At 37.4% G+C, this 20,250-nt stretch carries 20 protein-coding genes; 14 read left to right on the forward strand and 6 right to left on the reverse strand.

What is annotated here, in order from left to right; genetic code table 11:
- The 3 genes from WNY98_RS02800 (at position 1) to WNY98_RS02810 (ending at position 6,129) form a co-directional block, all read left to right on the forward strand.
- Entirely contained in the window at positions 1-2,703 is a 2,703-nt protein-coding gene (locus tag WNY98_RS02800; protein ID WP_294119919.1) for a TonB-dependent receptor, read from the forward strand.
- A gap of 220 nt (positions 2,704-2,923) precedes the next feature.
- Positions 2,924-4,063, forward strand: coding sequence for an aspartate-semialdehyde dehydrogenase (gene asd, locus WNY98_RS02805; protein WP_182720332.1), 1,140 nt, complete (start codon positions 2,924-2,926; stop codon positions 4,061-4,063).
- A 176-nt stretch (positions 4,064-4,239) separates the two neighbouring features.
- On the forward strand, positions 4,240-6,129 hold the full coding sequence (locus tag WNY98_RS02810; protein ID WP_342877067.1) for a bifunctional diguanylate cyclase/phosphodiesterase: 1,890 nt from the start codon (positions 4,240-4,242) through the stop codon (positions 6,127-6,129).
- Between the two features lie 151 nt (positions 6,130-6,280).
- On the opposite strand, the gene WNY98_RS02815 is transcribed toward WNY98_RS02810, so the two are convergent.
- Positions 6,281-7,441: a GGDEF domain-containing protein gene (locus tag WNY98_RS02815; protein ID WP_076924674.1), complete on the reverse strand. Its 1,161-nt coding sequence runs from the start codon at positions 7,439-7,441 to the stop codon at positions 6,281-6,283.
- A gap of 477 nt (positions 7,442-7,918) precedes the next feature.
- Between WNY98_RS02815 and WNY98_RS02820 the strand changes: the two genes are divergently transcribed.
- Positions 7,919-9,043: a DUF748 domain-containing protein gene (locus WNY98_RS02820; protein ID WP_342877068.1), complete on the forward strand. Its 1,125-nt coding sequence runs from the start codon at positions 7,919-7,921 to the stop codon at positions 9,041-9,043.
- Positions 9,044-9,131: 88 nt separating this feature from the next.
- Here the strand turns inward: WNY98_RS02820 and WNY98_RS02825 are convergent, their stop codons facing one another.
- Complete coding sequence (locus WNY98_RS02825) at positions 9,132-9,941, reverse strand: ion transporter (protein ID WP_007583228.1); 810 nt, start codon at positions 9,939-9,941, stop codon at positions 9,132-9,134.
- A 100-nt stretch (positions 9,942-10,041) separates the two neighbouring features.
- Here WNY98_RS02825 and WNY98_RS02830 point away from each other — a divergent pair, with 100 nt between their 5' ends.
- The 5 genes from WNY98_RS02830 (at position 10,042) to WNY98_RS02850 (ending at position 12,228) form a co-directional block, all read left to right on the forward strand.
- A complete protein-coding gene (locus WNY98_RS02830; RefSeq protein ID WP_294119928.1) occupies positions 10,042-10,254 on the forward strand; it encodes a hypothetical protein in 213 nt (70 codons plus the stop codon).
- Between the two features lie 14 nt (positions 10,255-10,268).
- Entirely contained in the window at positions 10,269-10,550 is a 282-nt protein-coding gene (locus WNY98_RS02835) for a hypothetical protein (RefSeq protein WP_076924672.1), read from the forward strand.
- 68 nt (positions 10,551-10,618) lie between these two features.
- Positions 10,619-10,810 (forward strand): YwbE family protein, encoded by a 192-nt coding sequence (locus WNY98_RS02840; protein ID WP_007583223.1) that lies wholly within the window; start codon positions 10,619-10,621, stop codon positions 10,808-10,810.
- Positions 10,810-11,328: a DUF4240 domain-containing protein gene (locus WNY98_RS02845; protein WP_342877069.1), complete on the forward strand. Its 519-nt coding sequence runs from the start codon at positions 10,810-10,812 to the stop codon at positions 11,326-11,328. The genes WNY98_RS02840 and WNY98_RS02845 overlap by 1 nt, the downstream gene beginning before the upstream one ends.
- Positions 11,329-11,766: 438 nt before the next feature.
- On the forward strand, positions 11,767-12,228 hold the full coding sequence (locus tag WNY98_RS02850; protein WP_342877070.1) for a hypothetical protein: 462 nt from the start codon (positions 11,767-11,769) through the stop codon (positions 12,226-12,228).
- Positions 12,229-12,248: 20 nt separating this feature from the next.
- Here WNY98_RS02850 and WNY98_RS02855 read toward each other — a convergent pair whose 3' ends face one another.
- From WNY98_RS02855 to WNY98_RS02865, 3 genes are all read right to left on the reverse strand, one after another.
- Complete coding sequence (locus WNY98_RS02855) at positions 12,249-13,508, reverse strand: Y-family DNA polymerase (protein WP_076924668.1); 1,260 nt, start codon at positions 13,506-13,508, stop codon at positions 12,249-12,251.
- Complete coding sequence (locus tag WNY98_RS02860; protein ID WP_076924667.1) at positions 13,496-13,909, reverse strand: S24 family peptidase; 414 nt, start codon at positions 13,907-13,909, stop codon at positions 13,496-13,498. The genes WNY98_RS02855 and WNY98_RS02860 overlap by 13 nt, the downstream gene beginning before the upstream one ends.
- Positions 13,910-13,990: 81 nt before the next feature.
- Positions 13,991-14,410: a MarR family winged helix-turn-helix transcriptional regulator gene (locus WNY98_RS02865; protein WP_076924666.1), complete on the reverse strand. Its 420-nt coding sequence runs from the start codon at positions 14,408-14,410 to the stop codon at positions 13,991-13,993.
- 122 nt (positions 14,411-14,532) lie between these two features.
- Here WNY98_RS02865 and WNY98_RS02870 point away from each other — a divergent pair, with 122 nt between their 5' ends.
- The 5 genes from WNY98_RS02870 to WNY98_RS02890 all read left to right on the forward strand — a co-directional run bounded on the left by WNY98_RS02870 (position 14,533) and on the right by WNY98_RS02890 (position 19,512).
- Entirely contained in the window at positions 14,533-15,276 is a 744-nt protein-coding gene (locus WNY98_RS02870) for a siderophore-interacting protein (protein ID WP_342877071.1), read from the forward strand.
- A gap of 141 nt (positions 15,277-15,417) precedes the next feature.
- Positions 15,418-16,407, forward strand: a complete 990-nt coding sequence (locus tag WNY98_RS02875) for an LLM class flavin-dependent oxidoreductase (RefSeq protein WP_342877072.1) — start codon at positions 15,418-15,420, stop codon at positions 16,405-16,407.
- Between the two features lie 293 nt (positions 16,408-16,700).
- Entirely contained in the window at positions 16,701-17,714 is a 1,014-nt protein-coding gene (locus WNY98_RS02880; protein WP_342877073.1) for a patatin family protein, read from the forward strand.
- A gap of 143 nt (positions 17,715-17,857) precedes the next feature.
- Positions 17,858-18,832 (forward strand): transposase, encoded by a 975-nt coding sequence (locus WNY98_RS02885; protein ID WP_342877088.1) that lies wholly within the window; start codon positions 17,858-17,860, stop codon positions 18,830-18,832.
- A gap of 275 nt (positions 18,833-19,107) precedes the next feature.
- The gene (locus WNY98_RS02890) at positions 19,108-19,512 is read left to right on the forward strand and encodes a helix-turn-helix domain-containing protein (protein ID WP_342877074.1); all 405 of its coding nucleotides are present in this window, start codon (positions 19,108-19,110) and stop codon (positions 19,510-19,512) included.
- A 196-nt stretch (positions 19,513-19,708) separates the two neighbouring features.
- On the opposite strand, the gene WNY98_RS02895 is transcribed toward WNY98_RS02890, so the two are convergent.
- On the reverse strand, positions 19,709-20,140 hold the full coding sequence (locus WNY98_RS02895; protein WP_004334897.1) for an Lrp/AsnC family transcriptional regulator: 432 nt from the start codon (positions 20,138-20,140) through the stop codon (positions 19,709-19,711).
- Positions 20,141-20,250 lie beyond the last annotated feature (110 nt).

The following is a 20,250-nucleotide window of genomic DNA, read 5'->3' on the forward strand; positions in this document are numbered from 1 at the left end:
ATGAAATCTTTTAAACCCTCTACACTTGCTTTATCAAAGTTAAACTACGCTGTAATGGCTGCGTTACTTGGTTTATCAGTAAATACAGCCACGGCTGCTGAGCAGCAAGTAGAAGAGCAAGAAATAGAAGAAGTTGTTGCTGTAGGGCAACGATTAAAGGGCAGTGCGGGTGCTGTACTGCAAGAACGTCAAAACCAAGCGTTTGTTGCTGATATTATGGGTGCAGACCAAATATCACGTACTGGTGATGGCGATGCTGCCTCTGCACTTCGCCGTGTTACTGGTTTAACGTTAGTCGATGGCAAATTTATTTATGTGCGTGGTTTAGGTGAACGCTATTCTAGTACTCAGCTAAATAGCATGTATGTACCAAGTCCTGATCCTACTCGCTCAGTGGTTCCTTTGGATTTATTTCCATCTGAAATTATTGAAAGCTTGAGTGTACAGAAGTCATTTTCACCGGATATGCCAGCTCATTTTGGTGGTGGTAATGTAAATATTCGCACTAAATCAATTCCTTCTGACTTTTTATTAAAAGTACAAGTGGGTACATCGTACAATACTTCTAATAGCGATACCGGTTACTTTTACAGTGGCGGTGATGATGACTGGATGGGTCGAGATGATGGTTCGCGAGCATTATCGGATGTGTTTACTACTGCGCTTACCAGTGATGCTGGTCTTGAGGGCAATATAAACACTACGTTAGCTGAGCGTAAAAACCTGATTCAATCGCTTGATTGGGATGTAGGTATTTCAGAAAAGGATGTTGACCCTGCTATGAACTTTTCTATTGCCTTAGGTGATAGGTTTGAAAGTGAGGTCGGTACTTTTGGTGTGCTTGCAGCCGTATCTTACGATAACGAGTGGGAAGTAGTTCAAGAGCAAAGCGGCTCAAGCCTTGGTAGCTTAGGCTGTGAAGACAAATGTTTTGCCCAGTATTACGATGGTACATCGACTGAGCAAAATGTACGTTGGAGCGGCACATTAAATTTAGGATATGAGTTAAATTCAAACCATAAGTTTGAGCTTACTAATATTGCACTTCATGACATGAGTGACCGCGTACGTAACCGCGATTACTTTGATGCAAATGAAACCGAAGAAGGTGTCACCGAATTACGCCGAGTAGATATTACGTACGAAGAGCGCGAAATGTTTTCGACTCAGCTTAAGGGGACGCACAACTTTGCAGAGCTAAATAATTTATTTTTTGATTGGTATGGCGGTTTAAGTCGAGCAAACCGTAATGCACCTGGTGGTTTAGATGTTGTTTATCAGCAAAACTTAGTTGATGGCGTGCTTGAATCTGAACAACTGCAAGATGTAGCTGCAACAAATATCACCCGTGAGTATCAAGTATTACACGACGATGTTGAAACATTTGGTTGGAATATGGGTATGCCTTTTTATGGTGACGGCTATGAGCTTGAGTTAAAAATAGGCGGCGATTTTTCAGAGAAAAAACGTGATGCAAGTAATGTGAAGTTTGGCATTACGCACCGTGGTATAAGCGATGAGTACTCGTTCGGCTCTAACGTAAGCGATATTTTTGCTGATGAAAACACGGCGAATGACGCTTTTTATGCAAGTGTAACTGGCTCAGGTATTTTTGATGACGGCACCACTGATGGTGATAAGTACAGTGCAGCGCATAAATTAGATGCTTATTATTTTATGGCCGATTACTTTTATCAAAACACTTGGCGTTTTACTGGTGGCGTTCGATGGGAAGATTTTTCTCAAGTATCAGTCGGTTATGAAGCGCATACTAATTTCTTTGAAAATACATTACAAGAAATCCAAGATGTAGCTATTAATGAAGATAACTTTTTTCCTTCTTTAGCTGTTACGTACATCATGGATGAAGAAATGCAATTTCGCTTAAATTTAAGTGAAACAACCATTCGCCCTGATCTACGTGATGTAAGCTCTTCTTTCTTTGTTGACCCGTTAACTGAGTTTCTGGTGAGAGGATCACCTAGTTTACAAAGTTCTAATTTAAAAAATGTAGATTTTAGGTTTGAATGGTATATGCCATCAGGTAATAACCTTTCTGTTGCATTGTTTTATAAAGACATTGAAAACCCAATTGAAATGGTTGAGCTTGCGGGCGTAGGCGGTGCATCTCCACAGTTATTAACAGCAAATGCTCAGTCGGGTAAATTGTCGGGTATTGAAGTTGATTTTTTAACTGACTTTGGCTTTATAAATAAAGATTGGTCTTCAGCATTTTTGTCAGGCAACGTTACGCTATCTGACTCAAGTGTTAATTTGGGGATTAATGATTCAGACGGTGTTGACTCACTGTTTGAAACACAGCTTAAAGAAGCCCTTGAGGCCGATACGGTATCGAATATTGTAACTAACAATGAGCGTCGTTTAGTTGGTCATTCTGAGTGGGTTGCAAACTTACAAATGGGCTATGACTCGGATGATGGATTTCATTCTACTTCATTAATTTATAATGTGTTTGGTCCTCGTATAATTGTACCTGGTACACGTGGTAATGAAGATGCAGAAGAAAAGTCCTTTCACTCAGTTGATCTAGTTTATTCTTACTTCCCTAACTTTAACTCTAAAGTTAATTTTAAGGTTAAGAATATGCTTGGCCAAGAAAAAGAAATTGAACAAGAAGGTCTTACCCTTTGGGGACAAGACACCGGCACTGAGTTTAGTTTAAGTTATAGCTATGAGTTTTAAGCTTTATTTAAAATAAAACTCAAGGATTGAAATAGTAAACTTCACTATCTATTAGCTCTGTATTTTAATACAGAGCTTTTTTGTGTTTATGCTCAGTATGAAAAATATTTAAGTTCTGTTTTATTCGCTAGTTTTAGCCGTCTACGAGTGTTAGTTTAGCGTTAATGAAAATTAAATCTCACGCAATGAATTTAATTTTTAATGTATTAAGGCATCTTTTATGAATCAAACAGTGGAACAAACAATGAAAAAAGTAGGATTAGTCGGTTGGCGTGGCATGGTTGGCTCTGTGTTATTAGAACGTATGCAGCAGCAAAGTGATTTTGCCCATATCGACACCACCTTTTTCACCACCTCACAAGCGGGTCAACTAGGCCCTGATATAGCAGGCGACGCAAAACCATTACTAGATGCAAGTGACATTAGCGAACTTGCTAAAATGGATATTATTGTTACTTGCCAAGGCGGTGACTACACCAATGCGGTATATCCAAAATTACGCGAGTCGGGTTGGGATGGTTACTGGATTGATGCAGCTTCAGCACTGCGTATGAGTGAGGACAGCATAATAGTGCTAGATCCCGTAAACAAAGATGTTATTGAACAAGGCTTAGAGCAAGGCGTTAAAACGTTTGTTGGCGGTAACTGTACAGTATCGCTAATGCTACTTGCACTAGGTGGTTTATTTGAGCAAGACCTAATTGAGTGGGTAAGCCCAATGACTTACCAAGCAGCCTCTGGTGCTGGTGCACGAAATATGAAAGAGCTTATTGCACAAATGGGCGCTATTCATGCAAGTGTTGCTGAGCAATTAGATAACCCAAGTTCTGCTATTTTAGAAATTGATAAAATAGTCAGTGAAACAATGGCGTCAAATGACTTACCACAAGACCAATTTGGTGTGCCACTAGCGGGCAGTTTAATCCCGTGGATTGACGTACCTATGCCAAGCGGTCAGTCTAAAGAAGAATGGAAAGCGCAAGTAGAAGCCAATAAAATTTTAGGCTCTTCTAAGCAACCGGTGCCAATTGATGGTTTATGTGTACGTATTGGCGCTATGCGTTGTCACAGTCAAGCGATGACCATTAAATTACGTGAAGATATTAGCGTAGAAAAAATTGAAGAAATTTTAGCCTCACATAACGAGTGGGTTAAGGTAATTCCAAACGAGCGCGAAATTAGCGCAACAGACTTAACACCCGTTAAAGTCACAGGCACTTTAAGTATCCCTGTTGGCCGTATTCGTAAATTAGCGATGGGGCCAAAATACATTAGCGCATTTACAGTAGGCGATCAGCTTTTATGGGGCGCGGCAGAGCCACTTCGTCGTATGCTACGCATAATTGTTGATGGTGAGTGATAAGTAATCAACATTAACAAAAAGGGGTTGGCAATTTGCCAGCCCTTTTTAGTTTAATGGCTTATAAAACCGCTTAAGAGGCTCAGATAATACTTTTTTATGAATGTTCACTGTTGTTTATTATTGAACTTAAGTAAACTGTTTACATTGTGCAACAGCCTATTCAAGTAACATTAATGACCTCTCACATAAATAACTTTGCCAATAAGCGATTAGTATTTGTTAGCTCCTATTTTAGTTCTGCAATTGCTATAAACACGGTTGTTTCTTGTTTTCTTATTTTTAGTAGTATTAACCACACCGCCTCGCAAGAAAAACTTTACTGGCTTTTTACGTTATCATTTATTTCATTACTTCGAATAGCGAGCCATGTATTTGTTAACAACACCCATGCTTTTAAATATCACCTGTATTTTATAGGTTTATTATTAACGGCTTTAACATGGGCTGCTTTTCCTATTTTGTTTTATGAAAAAATGCAAATGCAGGAGAAGTTTATATCACTCGTTGTTTTTAGCTCCCTTGCTGGTGGCGGTGTAAATGTTTTAGCATCCGATATTCGCTCTTCATTGTCGTATATAACCTGTTTATTGGTTCCTTTTAGTATTTTATTACTTTTACAGCCTATTGAAGATGAGAATGTACTAGGTATTTTAGGGCTCGTTTTATGGTTTATTTTATGCTTTGTCACTGCTGTACGTACTGCAAAAGATGTAAAATTATCAATTAATAATGAACTTAAGTTAGATCAATTCATTGAAAACTTAGAAAATGAAGTGCAACTTCGCACCGAGCAAATAATCCTTTTAGAGCAAAAAGATAATCTCACTAAGTTATTTAACCGTGGTAGTTTTGTTTCTAATGTTGAACTTGATTTAGCCAATCAAAATGACGATATTAAAGCCGTTTTATTTTTAGATATGGATGATTTTAAAATCATCAACGATAAATACGGTCACGATTTTGGTGATTTTGTGCTGGCCCAAACAGGTAAACGATTAGTTGAAACACAAACTCAAGGCGATTTTATTGCGTGTAGATGGGGTGGGGATGAGTTTATTTTTTATTCCCGTAATAACACCGAAGACGAACTTTTTGACTGTGTTTTTCGATTAGTTAAAACCTTAACAAAAACAGTGAGTATGGATAGCTATCAAGTAAACCCTTCTTTTAAAGTTGGGTTATATTTTACACGCGAAAATTTTGTTCTTGAAGACGCGATTAAATACGCTGATGTTGCTATGTATGAAGGTAAGAAAAGCCGTAACGAAATATCGGTATTTGACGAGCGAATGCATGAATCGCTTAAAAGAGAAGAAGTACTTCGTAGCTCAATTAAAGAGTGCGTAGAAAAAGGTGACTTTCATCTTTGTTATCAACCCATTGTTGATATAAGCACAAATGAAATAACCACGTTTGAAGTATTACTTCGTTGGCAGTTTAATGATGAATTTATTCCCCCTTCAGAATTTATAGATATTGCAGAGCGATATGGAAAAATTAATATCTTAGGTGAGTTTGTACTAGAGCAAGCCATTGCGAGTTTAAGTAAGTTAAATGCGGTGAATAGTAAGATTGGATTGTCGATTAATGTGTCTGTCTTGCAACTAGAAAACCATAATTTTTTAGATTTTTTAGTTGCGCTTTTAAATAGATACGCAGTTAAACCATACAATGTGCATTTAGAAATAACAGAAACAGTCATGATTAAAAATTTACCGTATTTGTCAAAAGTGATTACGGCCATAAAAAATACCGGTGTACGTATCTCTATTGATGATTTTGGTACCGGGTTTTCTTCTATATCGGTTTTAAAAGAGCTGTCAGTTGATTACATTAAAATAGATAAATCTTATATTGATAACATTTGTGAATGCTCAAAAGATAAAAGTATTGTATCTGCGGTAACTAACATGTCGCATATGATAGGTTGCCAAGTAATAGCGGAGGGCGTAGAAAGCCCAGCTCAGTTAACGTTATTACAAAGCTTACAAATTGATAAGTATCAAGGTTTCATATTCAGTAAACCAGTTAGATTTGCCGACGCGCTTAAACTTATTAGTTAGAGCGCTGACTTTTTTCACAAAGTTTGTTTATGTAGGGATGATCCAACAGTGCCGTGCGTTTTGCTTAGCGTTTTCATCATGCATTGTACATAATCCTGCTACTGAAAAATCAGTCGCTAAAGGTCAATACCCCAGTAATAATGAACTTTTATTAACTTAATGTGTTCACATGAGCCACCTGATTACGCCCTTCATTCTTGGCATGGTAGAGTGCTTTATCTGCTTCATTTATTGCACTCTCAATTGTCGTTTTATTACATTTAATATTAATTACGCCAAAACTTGCCGTTACATTAATTACTTTATCGTTAAAATGAATTGGGTAACTGGCCAGTGCACTTCTTAGTTTTTCGGGAAGATCTTTAGCTGTCGATTCGTCGTTTCTTGCTATTAATAAAGCAAATTCTTCGCCGCCAATGCGGCCAAATAAATCACATGGGTTTATGCAGTTTTGCATTATTTTTGCAGCTTCTACTAAAACTAAATCACCACCTGCATGTCCAAACTCATCGTTTATTTTTTTAAATTTATCTATATCCCAATAAATTAAGCTGACGTAGTTATAATTATTAAGTTTATCTTTTAGTTGCTCTTGGCTTTTATTATAGAATCCACGCCTATTTAGGCAGCCTGTAAGTTCGTCGCTCATTGCAAGGTGGTTCATTTTTTCAGCTAAATCAGATGCCATCATAAATATTATGAATACGGCCATGCCTACATGTGCAGTAGGGACAGTAATAAAATTAATTAATGTATACAGCGCTATATATTCTTCATTTACTTGGCTGCCTTGCAGTAACGCTATGCTTGCTGCAACAAATAAAAGTAATCCACATAGCGTATAAGTAATACTAGCGCCTATTTCGGCAGGAAGTGATTTTTGTTTATGCCTGAAAATAATAACTGCATTGAGTACAAGTAAAATCACATCATAATACACATACAAGGACATAAATAAGCCAACATGCACATATATAGCTGTAAAATAATAGACAGCAGCAAGAGTAACTATTGCTGAGATAATTAAATAGCGAATTTTTATACCCGAGTTTACCCTAATGCAATGCCCCCACGTACCTAGCAGTACTGAACCTACAGAGAAGCTACTTCCTAACATCCAATATAATGTGTGTGAGTTAAATAATGGTTCTGCCAACATTGTTGCCCATTGGCATGCAGAGAATGCAAATGCGATTGTCCAAAGCATGGCATATTGCTTTTTACCTAACGTATACCACGACATTAAAAATATGACAGACCAAATAATACTGGTGAAAAAGAGGGTAACTAATATATAAAAAATAGGATTCATGTATTTTTATTCTTGTTTGCGTTAATTTTACTTTAGTAGATGAAAGCGGTTTATTCGACCTAACGCCGGTTATTAGTTAGCTAAATTGTAAATAGATATGTATGCAATCATTTCTTAAGTTGTGTATTTGAATAGTGGTATATCCCTTGCTGTAATAACTGTTGTCTAGAGCTTTAAGCTTATATGGCTTTGCTTTGTTTATAATTTTATTCCTAACAGGTATTTAAATTACAATTATTAGTAATTTTTACACGTTTATTTATGTGCTCAATTAAAGAATCCAGCTAGGGCTTATTTATTCTTCTAGGTTAAATTTGTAGCTGTACGTTTAGATTTTAGGTAAAGCAGAGTTTATGTTGTGTGCCTATCTTCATAAGTGCTTTATAAAAATAAATATTAAACATACGCAGCCCTTTATATAGAAAAATTTAATCCTGAAAGGTCAAAAGGCCCTCGTTTTTAGTAAAGGAAATTACAATGCATTTTTCATCCAAAATATTTCACGACAAATACCTTAAAGGTGTAATAGCGCTGATTGTGTTACTTATATTAACGCGAATAGCCGCGCCTTATATAGTTCAGCACTACGTAAATTATCAGCTAAAACACACACAAGGTGTTACTGGGCATGTTGGTGACGTAGATTTGTTTTTATATCGCGGTGCCTACGCGATTGACGACGTTGAAATTTACGCTGTTGATGCAACTTCAGCTCCTAAGCCTTTACTGAGTATTCAAACTCTCGATTTTTCACTCGCGTGGTCAGCTCTTTTAAAGGGCAATTTAGTAACAAACATGGCCTTTACGCGTCCTAAAATAGTTATTTACGATAAAGATCCCAATGCTTCTGAGCAAAATAAACAAGTAAAAGACGAAACTACTTGGGTAGGTCTCGCCAATAATTTAGTACTGTTTTCTATTGATACCTTAACAATTGAGCAAGGCAAGTTAACTTTAGTTAACTCAACGAATAGTGGTGAAAAACCCACTTTTATATCAAATATCAACGCTCGAATTGAAAATATAACCAACGCGCAAAACCTATCAAAAACACTAGTGACTACTCTAAGCGTAGAAGGTGCATTAATGGGGGAGGCCGCATTAAAGTTTGATGGCAAATTAGATCCCTTTAGCAAACAAGCCAATTTTGATTTTAACGCAGAGGTACAGCGTTTCTCTGTTAAAAACCTCGATACTGTATTTAAGGTATACACGCCTTTTGATATTGAAGCGGGTGGCATTGATGGCGCTATGGAACTTGTGGCTAAAGATAATAACTTAAATGGTTATGTAAAAGCGGGCGTTCAAAACTTGAGTGTGTTCTCGTGGCGCGAAGATATAGAAAAAGATGACGATGGAATATTTACAGCCATATTTGAAGGCAGTGTTGATTTACTGGGCTCTATACTCGAAAACGATGAGTCTAAACTTGTTGCTGCACGTATTCCTATAGAGGGGCAATTAGATAATACGGATGTTTCGACTTTTCAAGCTGTGATTTCGGTATTAGAAAACGCATTTTTTGATGCGTTTAAAATGAAAGTAGATAACGTTATTTCTTTTGAAGATACGGATGAAAAATCTGATAACGAGGAGAATTAAAGCTCTTTGGTAATGTTCGTTTTAGTTAAATACTTAAGCTGCACCCACTTTTTAAACTTTAAGTGGGTGCTTTAGTACTTTTCTCAGATTAGTTTTTGCGGTTACTCAATAGCTCTTTAAGCTCAGCAATTTGGGATTGTAGTTCGTTTACTTGCCCTTGCGTTGCAGGTAATGAGCTGTCGTCTGCGAGCTCTTCTCGCGCTTTGCGGTGCTCTTCACTCATTACTTCTAAAATGGCACCTACCATCATATTTAAAAATACAAATGCGGTTAAAAATATAAACGTAAGGTAATAAATCCAGCTTAGTTCGTACACCGCCATTGTTTCATACATTATGTCGGTCCAATCTTCAAATGTTGCCACCCTAAACAGAGTAAGCATGGAGATTGAAACATCTTGCCAAAGTACGGGGTTTATTTCAGCAAACATCATGCTGCCCATTGCAGCGTATATATAAAAAATAACAAACATTAATAGGGCTATATAACCCATTTGTGGAATGGCTTTAAGCAATGAATTAACTAATAAGCGCAGCTCTGGGATCATCGATACCAATCGCAGTACTCTAAATATGCGAAGTAATCGAGCAATTAACATAGTAGAGCCAGCAGCAGGATATAAACTGCCCAATACTATGATGGTGTCGAATATGTTCCATCCTTTAGAAAAAAAATGTTTTATGCCTTTACTTGCAATAAAGCGGATTACTAGTTCAATTAAAAAGAATGCGGTAATGCCAACGTCCATCCAATTTAGAGCAAGCTCTACGGTAGGATGTAGTGAGTAAGTGTGCGCACCTACTGTCAGGGCAGAAACAATAATTACAGCTATAACAAATGATTGAAATATCTTGCTTTTGTCTATACGCTGAAACAACTTTTGTAACTGCGACATCATAGAAATAGATCCTTTGGAGATTAAGATTTTATGGCGCTAATATACAATAATATTGTAATAATTTAACGCTTTTTCGATATAGAAAGTGTAAGGAAATTTAATGTTTATCAATAAACTAAAAAGTAGCGCATTACTTATTGTTGGATTATGTGTTTTAGCTGGTTGCAGCTCTGATGCGCGTTTTCATGAATTGCAGTCGGCGCGCCTTGATGAGTGTAACTATAAAGCTGACAAAGAATATTACGAATGCTTAGATAAACAAGACTCTAACTACGAAGAGTTTAAAAAACAGCAACAAGCAGAAACTAAATAAGTAACCTTTATATTATGACTAAAACTCAAAAGCAGCGCGATAAGCACATTAGACTAGCACTTACTAATGCATGCGAAGCAATAAAAGAAAGCGTAATTGGTTTTGATTATCTAACGCATACCATTGATTTAAATAATGAGGCCAATACGTTAAAAGTACAATGCTATTTTAATGATGATATAGCCCTTGAAAGTGCAAAACCTCAACTTAACGAATTAACAAATATAATACTCAAAGAGCTTACGAGTATTAAGTTGAACGCAAAACCAGCACAGATTTCATTTTCCGCCAATTAACAGAGCTTTTGTTGGTTTGATAGCACATGGACGTTATAATTAGATAAATTATTTTTAGGGTTTAAATTATGGCTGTTCCTACGCGTTCGCAAATTTCACCAGGTACCACAGTAAATATTGTATTAAAAGAAGATCAACGCAGCGGCACATTAACTGAGGGTGTTGTTGAGCGTCTTTTAACAAAATCACCCAATCACCCACACGGCATTAAAGTACGTTTAGAAGATGGTCAAGTTGGCCGAGTAAAAGAGATTTTATAATGGTAGCGTTAACAGAACAGGCTTTTTGGGAATTAGTAACAACGCCTGATTTAGGACTCGACCCGCAAAGTGTGAGCGATAACCTAAAAACTAAACTTAATGATTTAAGCGATCAACACCTTATTGATTTTGATAAGCATTTTGGCATACATATGCGCAAGTGTTTTACCTGGGATTTGTTTGGTGCCGCTTTTGTTATGGCTGGATGTAACGACGATTACGGTTTTAGCGAATTTAGATGTTGGTTAATTTCTCGTGGGAAAACAGTATTTGAAAACGCTTTAGAAAATGCTGATTCGTTAGCGCAGTGTACACCTGTTTATTACTTAAACGAGCAGCCTTATCCGTACATTGATGAGTATGATTTAATAGCCGGTTTATTATTTGAAGAACGCAGCGAAGACGAATTACCGTTTATCCCATCTGGCAGTGATGAACCTAAAGGTAAACGTTTTAAAGACAAACCTAAGTTTTTAAAACAAAGCTACCCTTTATTATTTGCAAAGTACTGGCAATAAAATAAATACTAATTTGTATAACGAGTTAAACAATTTAATGAGTTTAATTTACCCTTACAATTAAGCGCATTGGTATAAATCGTTTTGTTGTTTAAGTACGTATTAAATAAAGTGCTTAACAACAAAATGGTTTGTAATGAGTATCTAGGGCATGTTTACCTTTGGTGGTTGAATTTGTTCAATCTAAGAAGGATTTAATCGCGGCGCGACATTTGTAAACTAGAGGGCTCGACAACTGCTCCTGCGTTATTCTAATGGCTTAAGAATAAGTAAAAACCGAGCAAAGCTTCCGCGTCCTACTCGCGGGCTCGCTCCTGTAATACGACTTCTCTCCTTTTATAGTAAATCTCTGTTATAGTTGTTAAAAGTTATAAAAGCTAAGTGATTAGGCATTTTGCTATTATTTAACACGCTGACTCACGAGGATATACCCACGAAATGAAATATTTAACACTCGCTTTATTAACTGTCGCTTTTACAAGTGCCAATGCTTTTTCTGAGCCGAGCAATAAAACACGATTTATACCGTTTTTAAAGTCAAAATTGGGGGCATACGAAGTTGTGTCGACCAATTCAGGGTTATGCGTTAATAGCGATTTGAGTTTAACAGACGAAAGTGATTTGAGTGCAGGTTTTAAACTGGGAAAGCAAATTGTATTTGGATCGCTCCACAATGGCACTCGCACTGTTAAAAAACCAAATTTTTGTTTTATAACCAGTACGCTTAAATACAAAAGTGATGGCCTTGAAAACGGTTTAAGAATGAGCCGTTGTGAAAACCCTGCAAACGAAAAAACAATCAGTCAAAGTATCAAATTTTTAGCTGATAACACACTAAAATACACATTAAGCGAACCTAGTGTAGAGTGCACATTTAAAAAAGCAGACGAGAGCAAATAAAGCATCTACTAAGTAGTAAATCATTCGCAGTATATTTTAGGAATATCGCGCCAACGCGTAGTGTACTGCGGCGATAAAAAATCACGGTTCATGTGCCATCGGTCATTTAATTTACTGCTTGCAAGGCTTAGCATCCCTTTTCCGTATCGATTATTGATTGTATCTAGGCATTGCATAAGCTTTGGATTATCAGGGCTTTTATTAAACAAGTCACTTTGCTGAAACTGTTCTGATATTAGCTCTACAGCACCCACACCACACTTATAAAATCGGATCCCCGGTTTATAAATCTCATTAAATACCTCAGATACAGCATTAGCCATTACACAGGTGTCGTTAGTGGGTGAGGGGAACTTATACACAAACGACTTTTTATAATATCTGTTTTCGTGCGCGCCACTGGCTGCAAAAATATAAAGCTGGTGAGTGAGAGAGCGTTGCGCTCTTAGTTTATTAGCCACTGTAGTTACATGGTTAATTAACGCCGTTTTAAGGGCTGTTGGCTCGCATATGCGCTCTCCAAAACTACGGGTCGAATAAATCTCCCGCTTGTCTTGTCGTACATCATCCCAGTTTAAACATGTTATTCCGTTAAGCTCGCTTACAGTACGTTCAACCACCACACTAAATGCACGGCGCATTGCTCTAGGGTTTTGCTGAGCAAGATCCCAGGCGGTGTGTATATTCATTATTTTAAGCTTTTTAGCTAGCCGCCGACCTATTCCCCAGACATCTTCGCAGCTCATTCTTTGTAAAATAGCTTGGCGAGTTTGCTCGTTATTTATTACAGCTACACCATTAAAACCACTGAGCTTTTTAGCGGCATGGTTAGCGGCTTTTGCTAAAGTAGGAGTCGGGCCAAAACCTACACCTACAGGAAGCTTTGTTTCGCGCCATACTGTTCGCCTTATTGTATGGCCGTATTCGTGCCAGTCTTTAATTAATGATGTGTAGCCATTAAAGTGCAAAAACGATTCATCAATACTGTATATGTGTTGTGTATCGCAAAAGCGGCCAATGGTATTCATCATCTTGTCGCTTAAATCAGCATAAAGCTCGTAATTGCTAGAGCGAATAACAACGTTGTTCTGCTCAAGTAAATGCTTAACTTTAAAGTACGGGCCAAATTTAGGAATATTTAAGCGCCGAGCAATAGGGCAAATAGCGCATACACAGCCATCGTTATTGGTAAGTACAACCACAGGTTTGGAGCGAATAGCAGGGTCGAATACTTTTTCGGCACTGGCATAAAATGACACAGCATCAACTAAGGCATACATTTTAGTAACTCTGGGCTTTGCCTGTGCATTCTTATTGATAGCGTTACTACGCCTTCGAGCTGAAACTCGTCTGCAGAGGTTAGTTGTACAGGCTTATGTAAAGAAGAAGCAGAAAGCAGCCGTCCATTGGTTTTATCAAGTAGTTTGCATACAAAAAGACCATTTAAGTTAGCAACAATAACGTCACCATTTTCTGCAGGCTCTGCACGGTCGATAACTAATAAGTCACCTTCAAAAATTCCGACTTCTTGCATAGAGTTACCCGATGCAATACCAATAAATGTAGCATCTGGATGCTTTATTAAAAGCTCATCAAGGGTTACACCTAGCTCGGTGTACTGCGCTGCGGGGGATTCAAAACCACACACGCCTGCTTCTATATAAATGGGAATAACAAACATAACACAACCTAAAACGCATATACTGTATAAGTGTACAGTATATGCGTTTTATGTAAGTTATGCCAAGAAATGTATGGCTGATCAATTCATGTTTTTGATCATTTGTTGCGCGGTATCTAAAAAGTCTTTGATTTGTTGAGGGTTTAAGTTTTTACACATTTGATTATTTATTTTTTGCTCTGAGGCTAATAACTTATCAAAAAGAACTTTACCTTGCTCTGTAAGCGACAAAATAAAACAGCGCTTATCGTGCTCACTTGCCTGCTTATCAATAAGGTTTAAGGCAATAAGATCTTTAATTAGCCTCGCTATTTGCGCTTTGTCGCGCTGCGTTTTAGTAACAATATCGTTAGCCGTACAGTTATTTACGTTTGCGATAATATGTATGCAGCGTACGTGCATAGCATTAATACCAAGTTCGCCTGCGTTAATTGCTTCGCGAATTGTTACACGGTAATTTTGCATTAATTCAAACAACGTATTTGATAAGGGCGTATTCATAAGATTCTCAATGTGGTTGACAAAGTCAATTAGTTTGCTATAGTTGATTTTATCAACCAATGGGGCGTTGTGCAATACCTGCTTCTATAGCAGCCAATTATTAATGTAAAACGAGGTAATACATGAGTAAACAAGTTCGTAAAGCCAGCGTATTAAGTACAGAGCAAATCACACCCCACCTACAACGTATTGTAGTAGGCTCTGATGATTTTAAAGACTTAACCTCAGAGTATGTTGGTAACTATGTAAAAGTACTGATCCCAAAAAATGGTGAAGTAGATTTTAACTTAAAAACAGCCTGTATACGGTCATATACAATAAGGTATGTAGATGCACAAACAGGCGCGCTAACGCTTGATTTTGTTATAAATATGCACCAAGGCCCTGCAACTGACTGGGCTAAAATTGCAAAAGTAGGCGACGAGCTAGGTATTGCAGGCCCTGGCCCTAAAAAGCTAGATAATTATGAGCATTCGCATTATGTATTACTAGGTGATTTAACATCGGTAAATGCAATAAAAGGGTATGCGCAGCAGTTACCTTTAACTTCAAAAATTGATGCTTTTGTACATGCGCCCACTGAGCAAGATATTATTGATTTAGAAACAAATCGCGATATAAACTGGGTAATTACCGATAGTGCCGATACAGCAATGCTAAGCGCACTCAAAAGTTTGCACATTACATCAGAGCCGCCCATTATATTTATGGCATTGGAAGCTGGGCTTGTTCGCAAAGCAAAAGCATTGTTAACAGAGCAACTCAATATACCGCGCGGTAATATTATTTCCTCTGGTTATTGGAAAAAAGGCGTAGACTCAGAAGGCTATAAAAAGCAGCGTCAACGTGATGCACAGCTTGCCTGAATACCTTAGAGCAAAATAACATATACCTATTTTGCTTTAATACCTCTGCGTAACTTGAATTGACCTAATAGCAGACCCATTTAAGTGTTTTATGCTAATGATGAAACCCATTATTAGCATGCATTTTTAGGAGCTGCTATTTTGTTAAATTCCATTCCTTTTTCGTTATTAGAACTTGCCCCCATGATCAAAGGGGACAGTGTTGCTAACACTCTTCATAAAAGTACTAAATACGCACAGCGAGCAGATGAGCTTGGCTTTAATCGCTTTTGGCTTGCTGAGCATCATAATATGCCAGGTATTATTTGTGCAGCTACTTCAATTTTGGTTGGCCACATTGCAGGTAATACTAAAAAGATACGCGTTGGGTCAGGCGGTATTATGCTGCCAAACCACTCCCCATTAGTTGTTGCTGAACAATTTGGTACATTAGAGAGCTTATATCCTGGGCGAATAGATTTAGGACTAGGGCGAGCACCAGGCAGCGACCAAGTAACGAGTCGTGCGCTAAATAACGATATGAGCCGCGCAGAAAACTTCCCAGGTGAAGTAACTGAGCTGCAAACATTGTTAGGTCCTTACAACGGTACGCATCCTATACGTGCTATACCGGGTGAAAACACAAACGTTCCTATTTGGTTATTAGGCTCGAGTTTATTTAGCGCGCAGCTAGCGGCGCAAAAAGGACTACCGTATGTATTTGCAGGGCATTTTGCACCGCGCTTTGTGCACGATGCAATAGCGCTGTATAAGCGCGAATTTAAAGCATCAAGTGTACTTGATAAGCCTTACGTAATGCTTGCACTGCCTTTAGTGGCAGCAGACACCGACGATGAAGCGCAATACCTGTCGACTACTTCTAAGCAACGTGTGCTCGAACTCATACGCGGTAACGAGCTGTGGCTAAAACCACCTGTTGAAAGCATGGACGGGTTGTGGAGTGAACAAGAACGCGCTCATGTAGAGAACTTTTTAAGTCTAAGCGTAGTAGGCGGGCATGTAAGTATTAAACACAAGTTAGAGATGATAGCGAAACAGCTAGAAGTTGATGAGTTTATATTTACCAATGATGTATTTGATAGTGAAAAACGCCACCGTGCACTCGAAATTTTAATGGAAATAAAGCACTAACTAGCCAATTAGCTAGTTAGTTAAGCAAGCGTACACACTGGGCTTGTTAACATACAGACATCATCAAAAGTTAAACTTTTTTAACTCATTTTATTAACTTTAAGTGATGTCTGTATTTGTTATTTAAATATTCAAAGTAAAATTGATTTCTATTTTCAATATCTATTTTTGCTTTGCATAGCGTTCTGTTTTTTCAATCGAACTGATTTAAATAATCCATTTTAAGATATTACTTTTATTTTTTATAATGTAGGTATTAAACCAAACGTCATTAAATTAAAGGTAGGTACACCGTGAGCTCTCTAAACACCGCAACAGCTAATTCAGTTAATCAAACAGCGCAGCCAAAAGTTGCACTGATTGCTGAAGGTGGCGGACAGCGAGGGATATTTACAGCCGGTGTACTGGATGCGTGGTTAGAGCAAAGCTACGACCCATTTGATTTATTTATTGGCACTTCTGCAGGTTCGCAAAACCTAACTAGCTACTTAGCTCGTCAAAAAGGCTATGCTAAACGCCTAATTAGAGGGCTTTCGCGTAACAAGCGTTTTTTTCAGCTTGGTCGTGGATTAGTGGGTAAACACATAGTTGATTTAGATTGGTACTTTGACAAAACCACTGAAGTAAACAGAGCTATAGATTTCAAAACAGCTAAAACTAGTTTAGGTGAGCGTGAACTACTTATAACAGCTACAAATGCACGAGACAGAAAAGCTTATTACTTATCGCCAACTGGTGATAGTGGTCAATGGCGTGATTTGCTAAAGGCTTCTAGCGCACTGCCGTTTTTATACAAACAAGGTGTAAAGTTAACACCTTGGCTAAATGCAAAAGCGGCTAACGAAATACACCTTGCTGAAGAGCAAGCACAGAGCGACTTTTATCTCGATGGCGGTTTAGCAGCACCACTACCCGTGCGTGAAGCTTACAACCGAGGCGCTCGTAAAATTGTGGTAATAAGAACAGTGGACGCAAATTTTCAAGCGCAATCTGCATGGGTACAAAAGCTAAGAACATTTGCTATAGCATCGGGTTATTGTCCAAAAACATTAGACTACTTAATACAGCACGAGAAGGCTTATTTAGATGAGCTTGAGTTTATTGCAAATCCACCAGATGATGTAGAAATAATCCAAATTTTTGCAAACGAAAAACTGCATAGCAAATTATTAGGTAGTTCTAATAACGATTTACGCTTTGATCATAAATTAGGCTTGGCTGCAGGTCGATCTTATTTAGCACAGCAAAGCCAATTCGAGATCAGCAACACGCATAACTATACGCAAAGCGAATATAGTTACAATTAAACCAAATTCTTATACCTAAATTGCAAATAGTACTGCAACTTAAAATTGCAGTACTATTCTTCATTTAAATGACACCCACCTAAATTTGTATGTTTATTAACCTCGTCTATACTTTATAAAATTTCAAAGTGAGCATAATGCCTGTGGCTACTGCACGAAAAAGACAAATAAGCCTTTCTAATACACGTTACTATCATTGTATTTCTCGGTGTGTGAGACGTGCTTACCTATGCGGAATTGATACACAAACAGGCAAAAGTTATGAGCACCGAAGAGATTGGGTGGAGGAGCGTTTATTATTTTTGGCAAAGGTATTTTGTATTGATGTTTGTGCTTACGCGGTAATGAGTAATCATACACATTTAGTACTTTATATAGATGATAAAAAAGCAAATAGGCTTACAGATAAAGCTGTTTGTATAAGGTGGCATAAAGCATTTAAGGGGACGAATACATCAAAGCGTTACCTTGAAGGTGAATCCCTGTCAGACATAGAAAAAATGTTACTAAAGCATAGTATAGTGAAATTTAGAAATCGTTTAAAAGACATTTCTTGGTTTATGCGTTCGTTAAACGAGAATATAGCAAGGCAAGCTAATAAAGAAGATGATTGCACAGGCCGTTTTTGGGAAGGGCGCTTTAAATCGCAAGCTCTACTGGATGAGCCCGCACTACTAGCATGCATGGCATATGTTGACTTAAACCCTATAAGGGCAAAAGTTTCACAGACCATTCAAACATCATCATTTACCAGTATTAAAAAGCGAATTGAACATGCAATAGCAGGTAATCAGCCAAAGTTTTTAGCTAAATTTGTAGGGAAGCTTTCACAAAAGATAAGTAAAGGCTTACCATTTAATTTTAAAAACTACCTAGAATTAGTAGAACAAACAGGAAAGTGCATAAGGGCAGACAAATCAGGTTACATAAATCAAAACACAACGCCCATTTTAAAAATATTAAACATAACTGACAAAAACTGGCTTAAACTAACAACCCGCTTTACTAAAATATTTCACGGTGCTGTTGGTAAAGCCGAAAATATAGAAATCTACTGCAATAATCAACATTTCAAACGACGACCCAATATCAAAAACAGCCAAGCTTTAACTGCTTAGTGTTTACTATTTAATACACGTTATCTAAGTTTAGACTGAGTGTACTCAGAGTTTTAATTCATCTGCGATTTAGATAAATAGAAGCTTCTAATCAATCATTAGTCGTAGTTAAGGTAATTAACCGCATATAAAAGACAGGATAAATAATTTTTAAGCATTTAGTGCTTCAATTCTTTAAAACTATAAATGGGTGTCATTTTAAACCTAATAAATGGGGCCAGATTCAAGGTCGAAGTGCACCACCTTTACTAAACTATAAGTTCAGGAGGTGTGCCATGGGTACTCAATATTCACATTTATCTAACTTTGAACGTTGCCGTTTATTTGAGTGGTATCATTACCAAAAAAAATCAATACGTGAGGTGAGCCGATTACTAAATCGTTCACATAGCACTATTAGCCGAGAGTTAAAGCGTAATAAATATGATTATTACGTACCAACTTATTACCCTCATCCAGCTCAAATGTATTACGAAGTAAGGGTAAGGGAGAGAGCTAAGCGAGTTAAGCTTAAGTCTGTTGAAGCTCAACGATATGTGACTGATAAGCTCAAGCTTGGGTGGAGTCCTGAGATCATAGCTGGGCGAATAAAATTTGATAAAACCTTACCCAGCGTATCTCACGAGGCCATTTATCAATATATATATACAAGAATGAACCATCACTTATTGTATATTTAGCTAGGCAACATAAAAAGCGTAAGAAAAAATATCCAACCCGTAAAACGAAAACAGTTTGGGGTCAAAGATGTAGTATTTTAGACAGACCAGATGACATTAATCTCAGAAAAAACATTGGGCATTGGGAAAGTGACTCTGTTGAATCTAGCCATTTTAAACCTAATAAATGGGTGTCATTTTAAACCTAAAAATAAACCTAAGTTGATGAGAGTAATATGCTCGTTTCACTATTTAAAATACCGTCTATTTCTCTTACTTGCCTAAGTACTCCATCAAACTCACTTAAATTCGCGGCCTGTATCTCTGCTACCAAATCCCAAGCACCATTGGTAGTGTGCAATTTTGTAAGTTCGGGTATACCACGCATAGTTTTAATAACTTGAGAAGTTGATTTACCAATCACTTCCACCATCATAATTGCACGAACGGCTTCGGTTTCTATGTGTTCATGCACTCTTATAGTAAACCCTAAAATAGCGCCTGAACTCACTAATCGATCTAATCTATTTTGCACTGTCCCGCGTGACACATTTAAAGAACTTGCTAAAGCAGAGATAGAGGCGCGACCGTCTTTTCGTAATTCAGCAATTAAAGCGTTATCAAGGGAATCGTAAATATAAGGAGTCATAAATTAAACCTTTTAGAGCATAGCCTACTAAAATACACAATTTGTATATACCTGCATAGCAAAGTGATAAAAATTAATAAAATTTGTATAACTAATTGCCATATTAAATA

The sequence above is a fragment of the Pseudoalteromonas sp. AS71 genome (genome assembly GCF_038900275.1).
Lineage (GTDB): Bacteria > Pseudomonadota > Gammaproteobacteria > Enterobacterales > Alteromonadaceae > Pseudoalteromonas.

Excerpts from the sequence above, each read along its gene's own strand:
- WNY98_RS02845 (WP_342877069.1), top strand. The coding sequence starts at position 10,810 with ATGGTAGCGTTAACAGAACAGGCTTTTTGGGAATTAGTAACAACGCCT.
- WNY98_RS02890 (WP_342877074.1), top strand. The coding sequence starts at position 19,108 with ATGGGTACTCAATATTCACATTTATCTAACTTTGAACGTTGCCGTTTA.
- WNY98_RS02800 (WP_294119919.1), top strand. The coding sequence starts at position 1 with ATGAAATCTTTTAAACCCTCTACACTTGCTTTATCAAAGTTAAACTAC.
- WNY98_RS02870 (WP_342877071.1), top strand. The coding sequence starts at position 14,533 with ATGAGTAAACAAGTTCGTAAAGCCAGCGTATTAAGTACAGAGCAAATC.
- WNY98_RS02825 (WP_007583228.1), bottom strand. The coding sequence starts at position 9,941 with ATGATGTCGCAGTTACAAAAGTTGTTTCAGCGTATAGACAAAAGCAAG.
- WNY98_RS02865 (WP_076924666.1), bottom strand. The coding sequence starts at position 14,410 with ATGAATACGCCCTTATCAAATACGTTGTTTGAATTAATGCAAAATTAC.
- WNY98_RS02815 (WP_076924674.1), bottom strand. The coding sequence starts at position 7,441 with ATGAATCCTATTTTTTATATATTAGTTACCCTCTTTTTCACCAGTATT.
- WNY98_RS02820 (WP_342877068.1), top strand. The coding sequence starts at position 7,919 with ATGCATTTTTCATCCAAAATATTTCACGACAAATACCTTAAAGGTGTA.
- WNY98_RS02895 (WP_004334897.1), bottom strand. The coding sequence starts at position 20,140 with ATGACTCCTTATATTTACGATTCCCTTGATAACGCTTTAATTGCTGAA.
- WNY98_RS02810 (WP_342877067.1), top strand. The coding sequence starts at position 4,240 with ATGACCTCTCACATAAATAACTTTGCCAATAAGCGATTAGTATTTGTT.
- asd (WP_182720332.1), top strand. The coding sequence starts at position 2,924 with ATGAATCAAACAGTGGAACAAACAATGAAAAAAGTAGGATTAGTCGGT.
- WNY98_RS02855 (WP_076924668.1), bottom strand. The coding sequence starts at position 13,508 with ATGTATGCCTTAGTTGATGCTGTGTCATTTTATGCCAGTGCCGAAAAA.
- WNY98_RS02860 (WP_076924667.1), bottom strand. The coding sequence starts at position 13,909 with ATGTTTGTTATTCCCATTTATATAGAAGCAGGCGTGTGTGGTTTTGAA.
- WNY98_RS02830 (WP_294119928.1), top strand. The coding sequence starts at position 10,042 with ATGTTTATCAATAAACTAAAAAGTAGCGCATTACTTATTGTTGGATTA.
- WNY98_RS02850 (WP_342877070.1), top strand. The coding sequence starts at position 11,767 with ATGAAATATTTAACACTCGCTTTATTAACTGTCGCTTTTACAAGTGCC.
- WNY98_RS02835 (WP_076924672.1), top strand. The coding sequence starts at position 10,269 with ATGACTAAAACTCAAAAGCAGCGCGATAAGCACATTAGACTAGCACTT.
- WNY98_RS02840 (WP_007583223.1), top strand. The coding sequence starts at position 10,619 with ATGGCTGTTCCTACGCGTTCGCAAATTTCACCAGGTACCACAGTAAAT.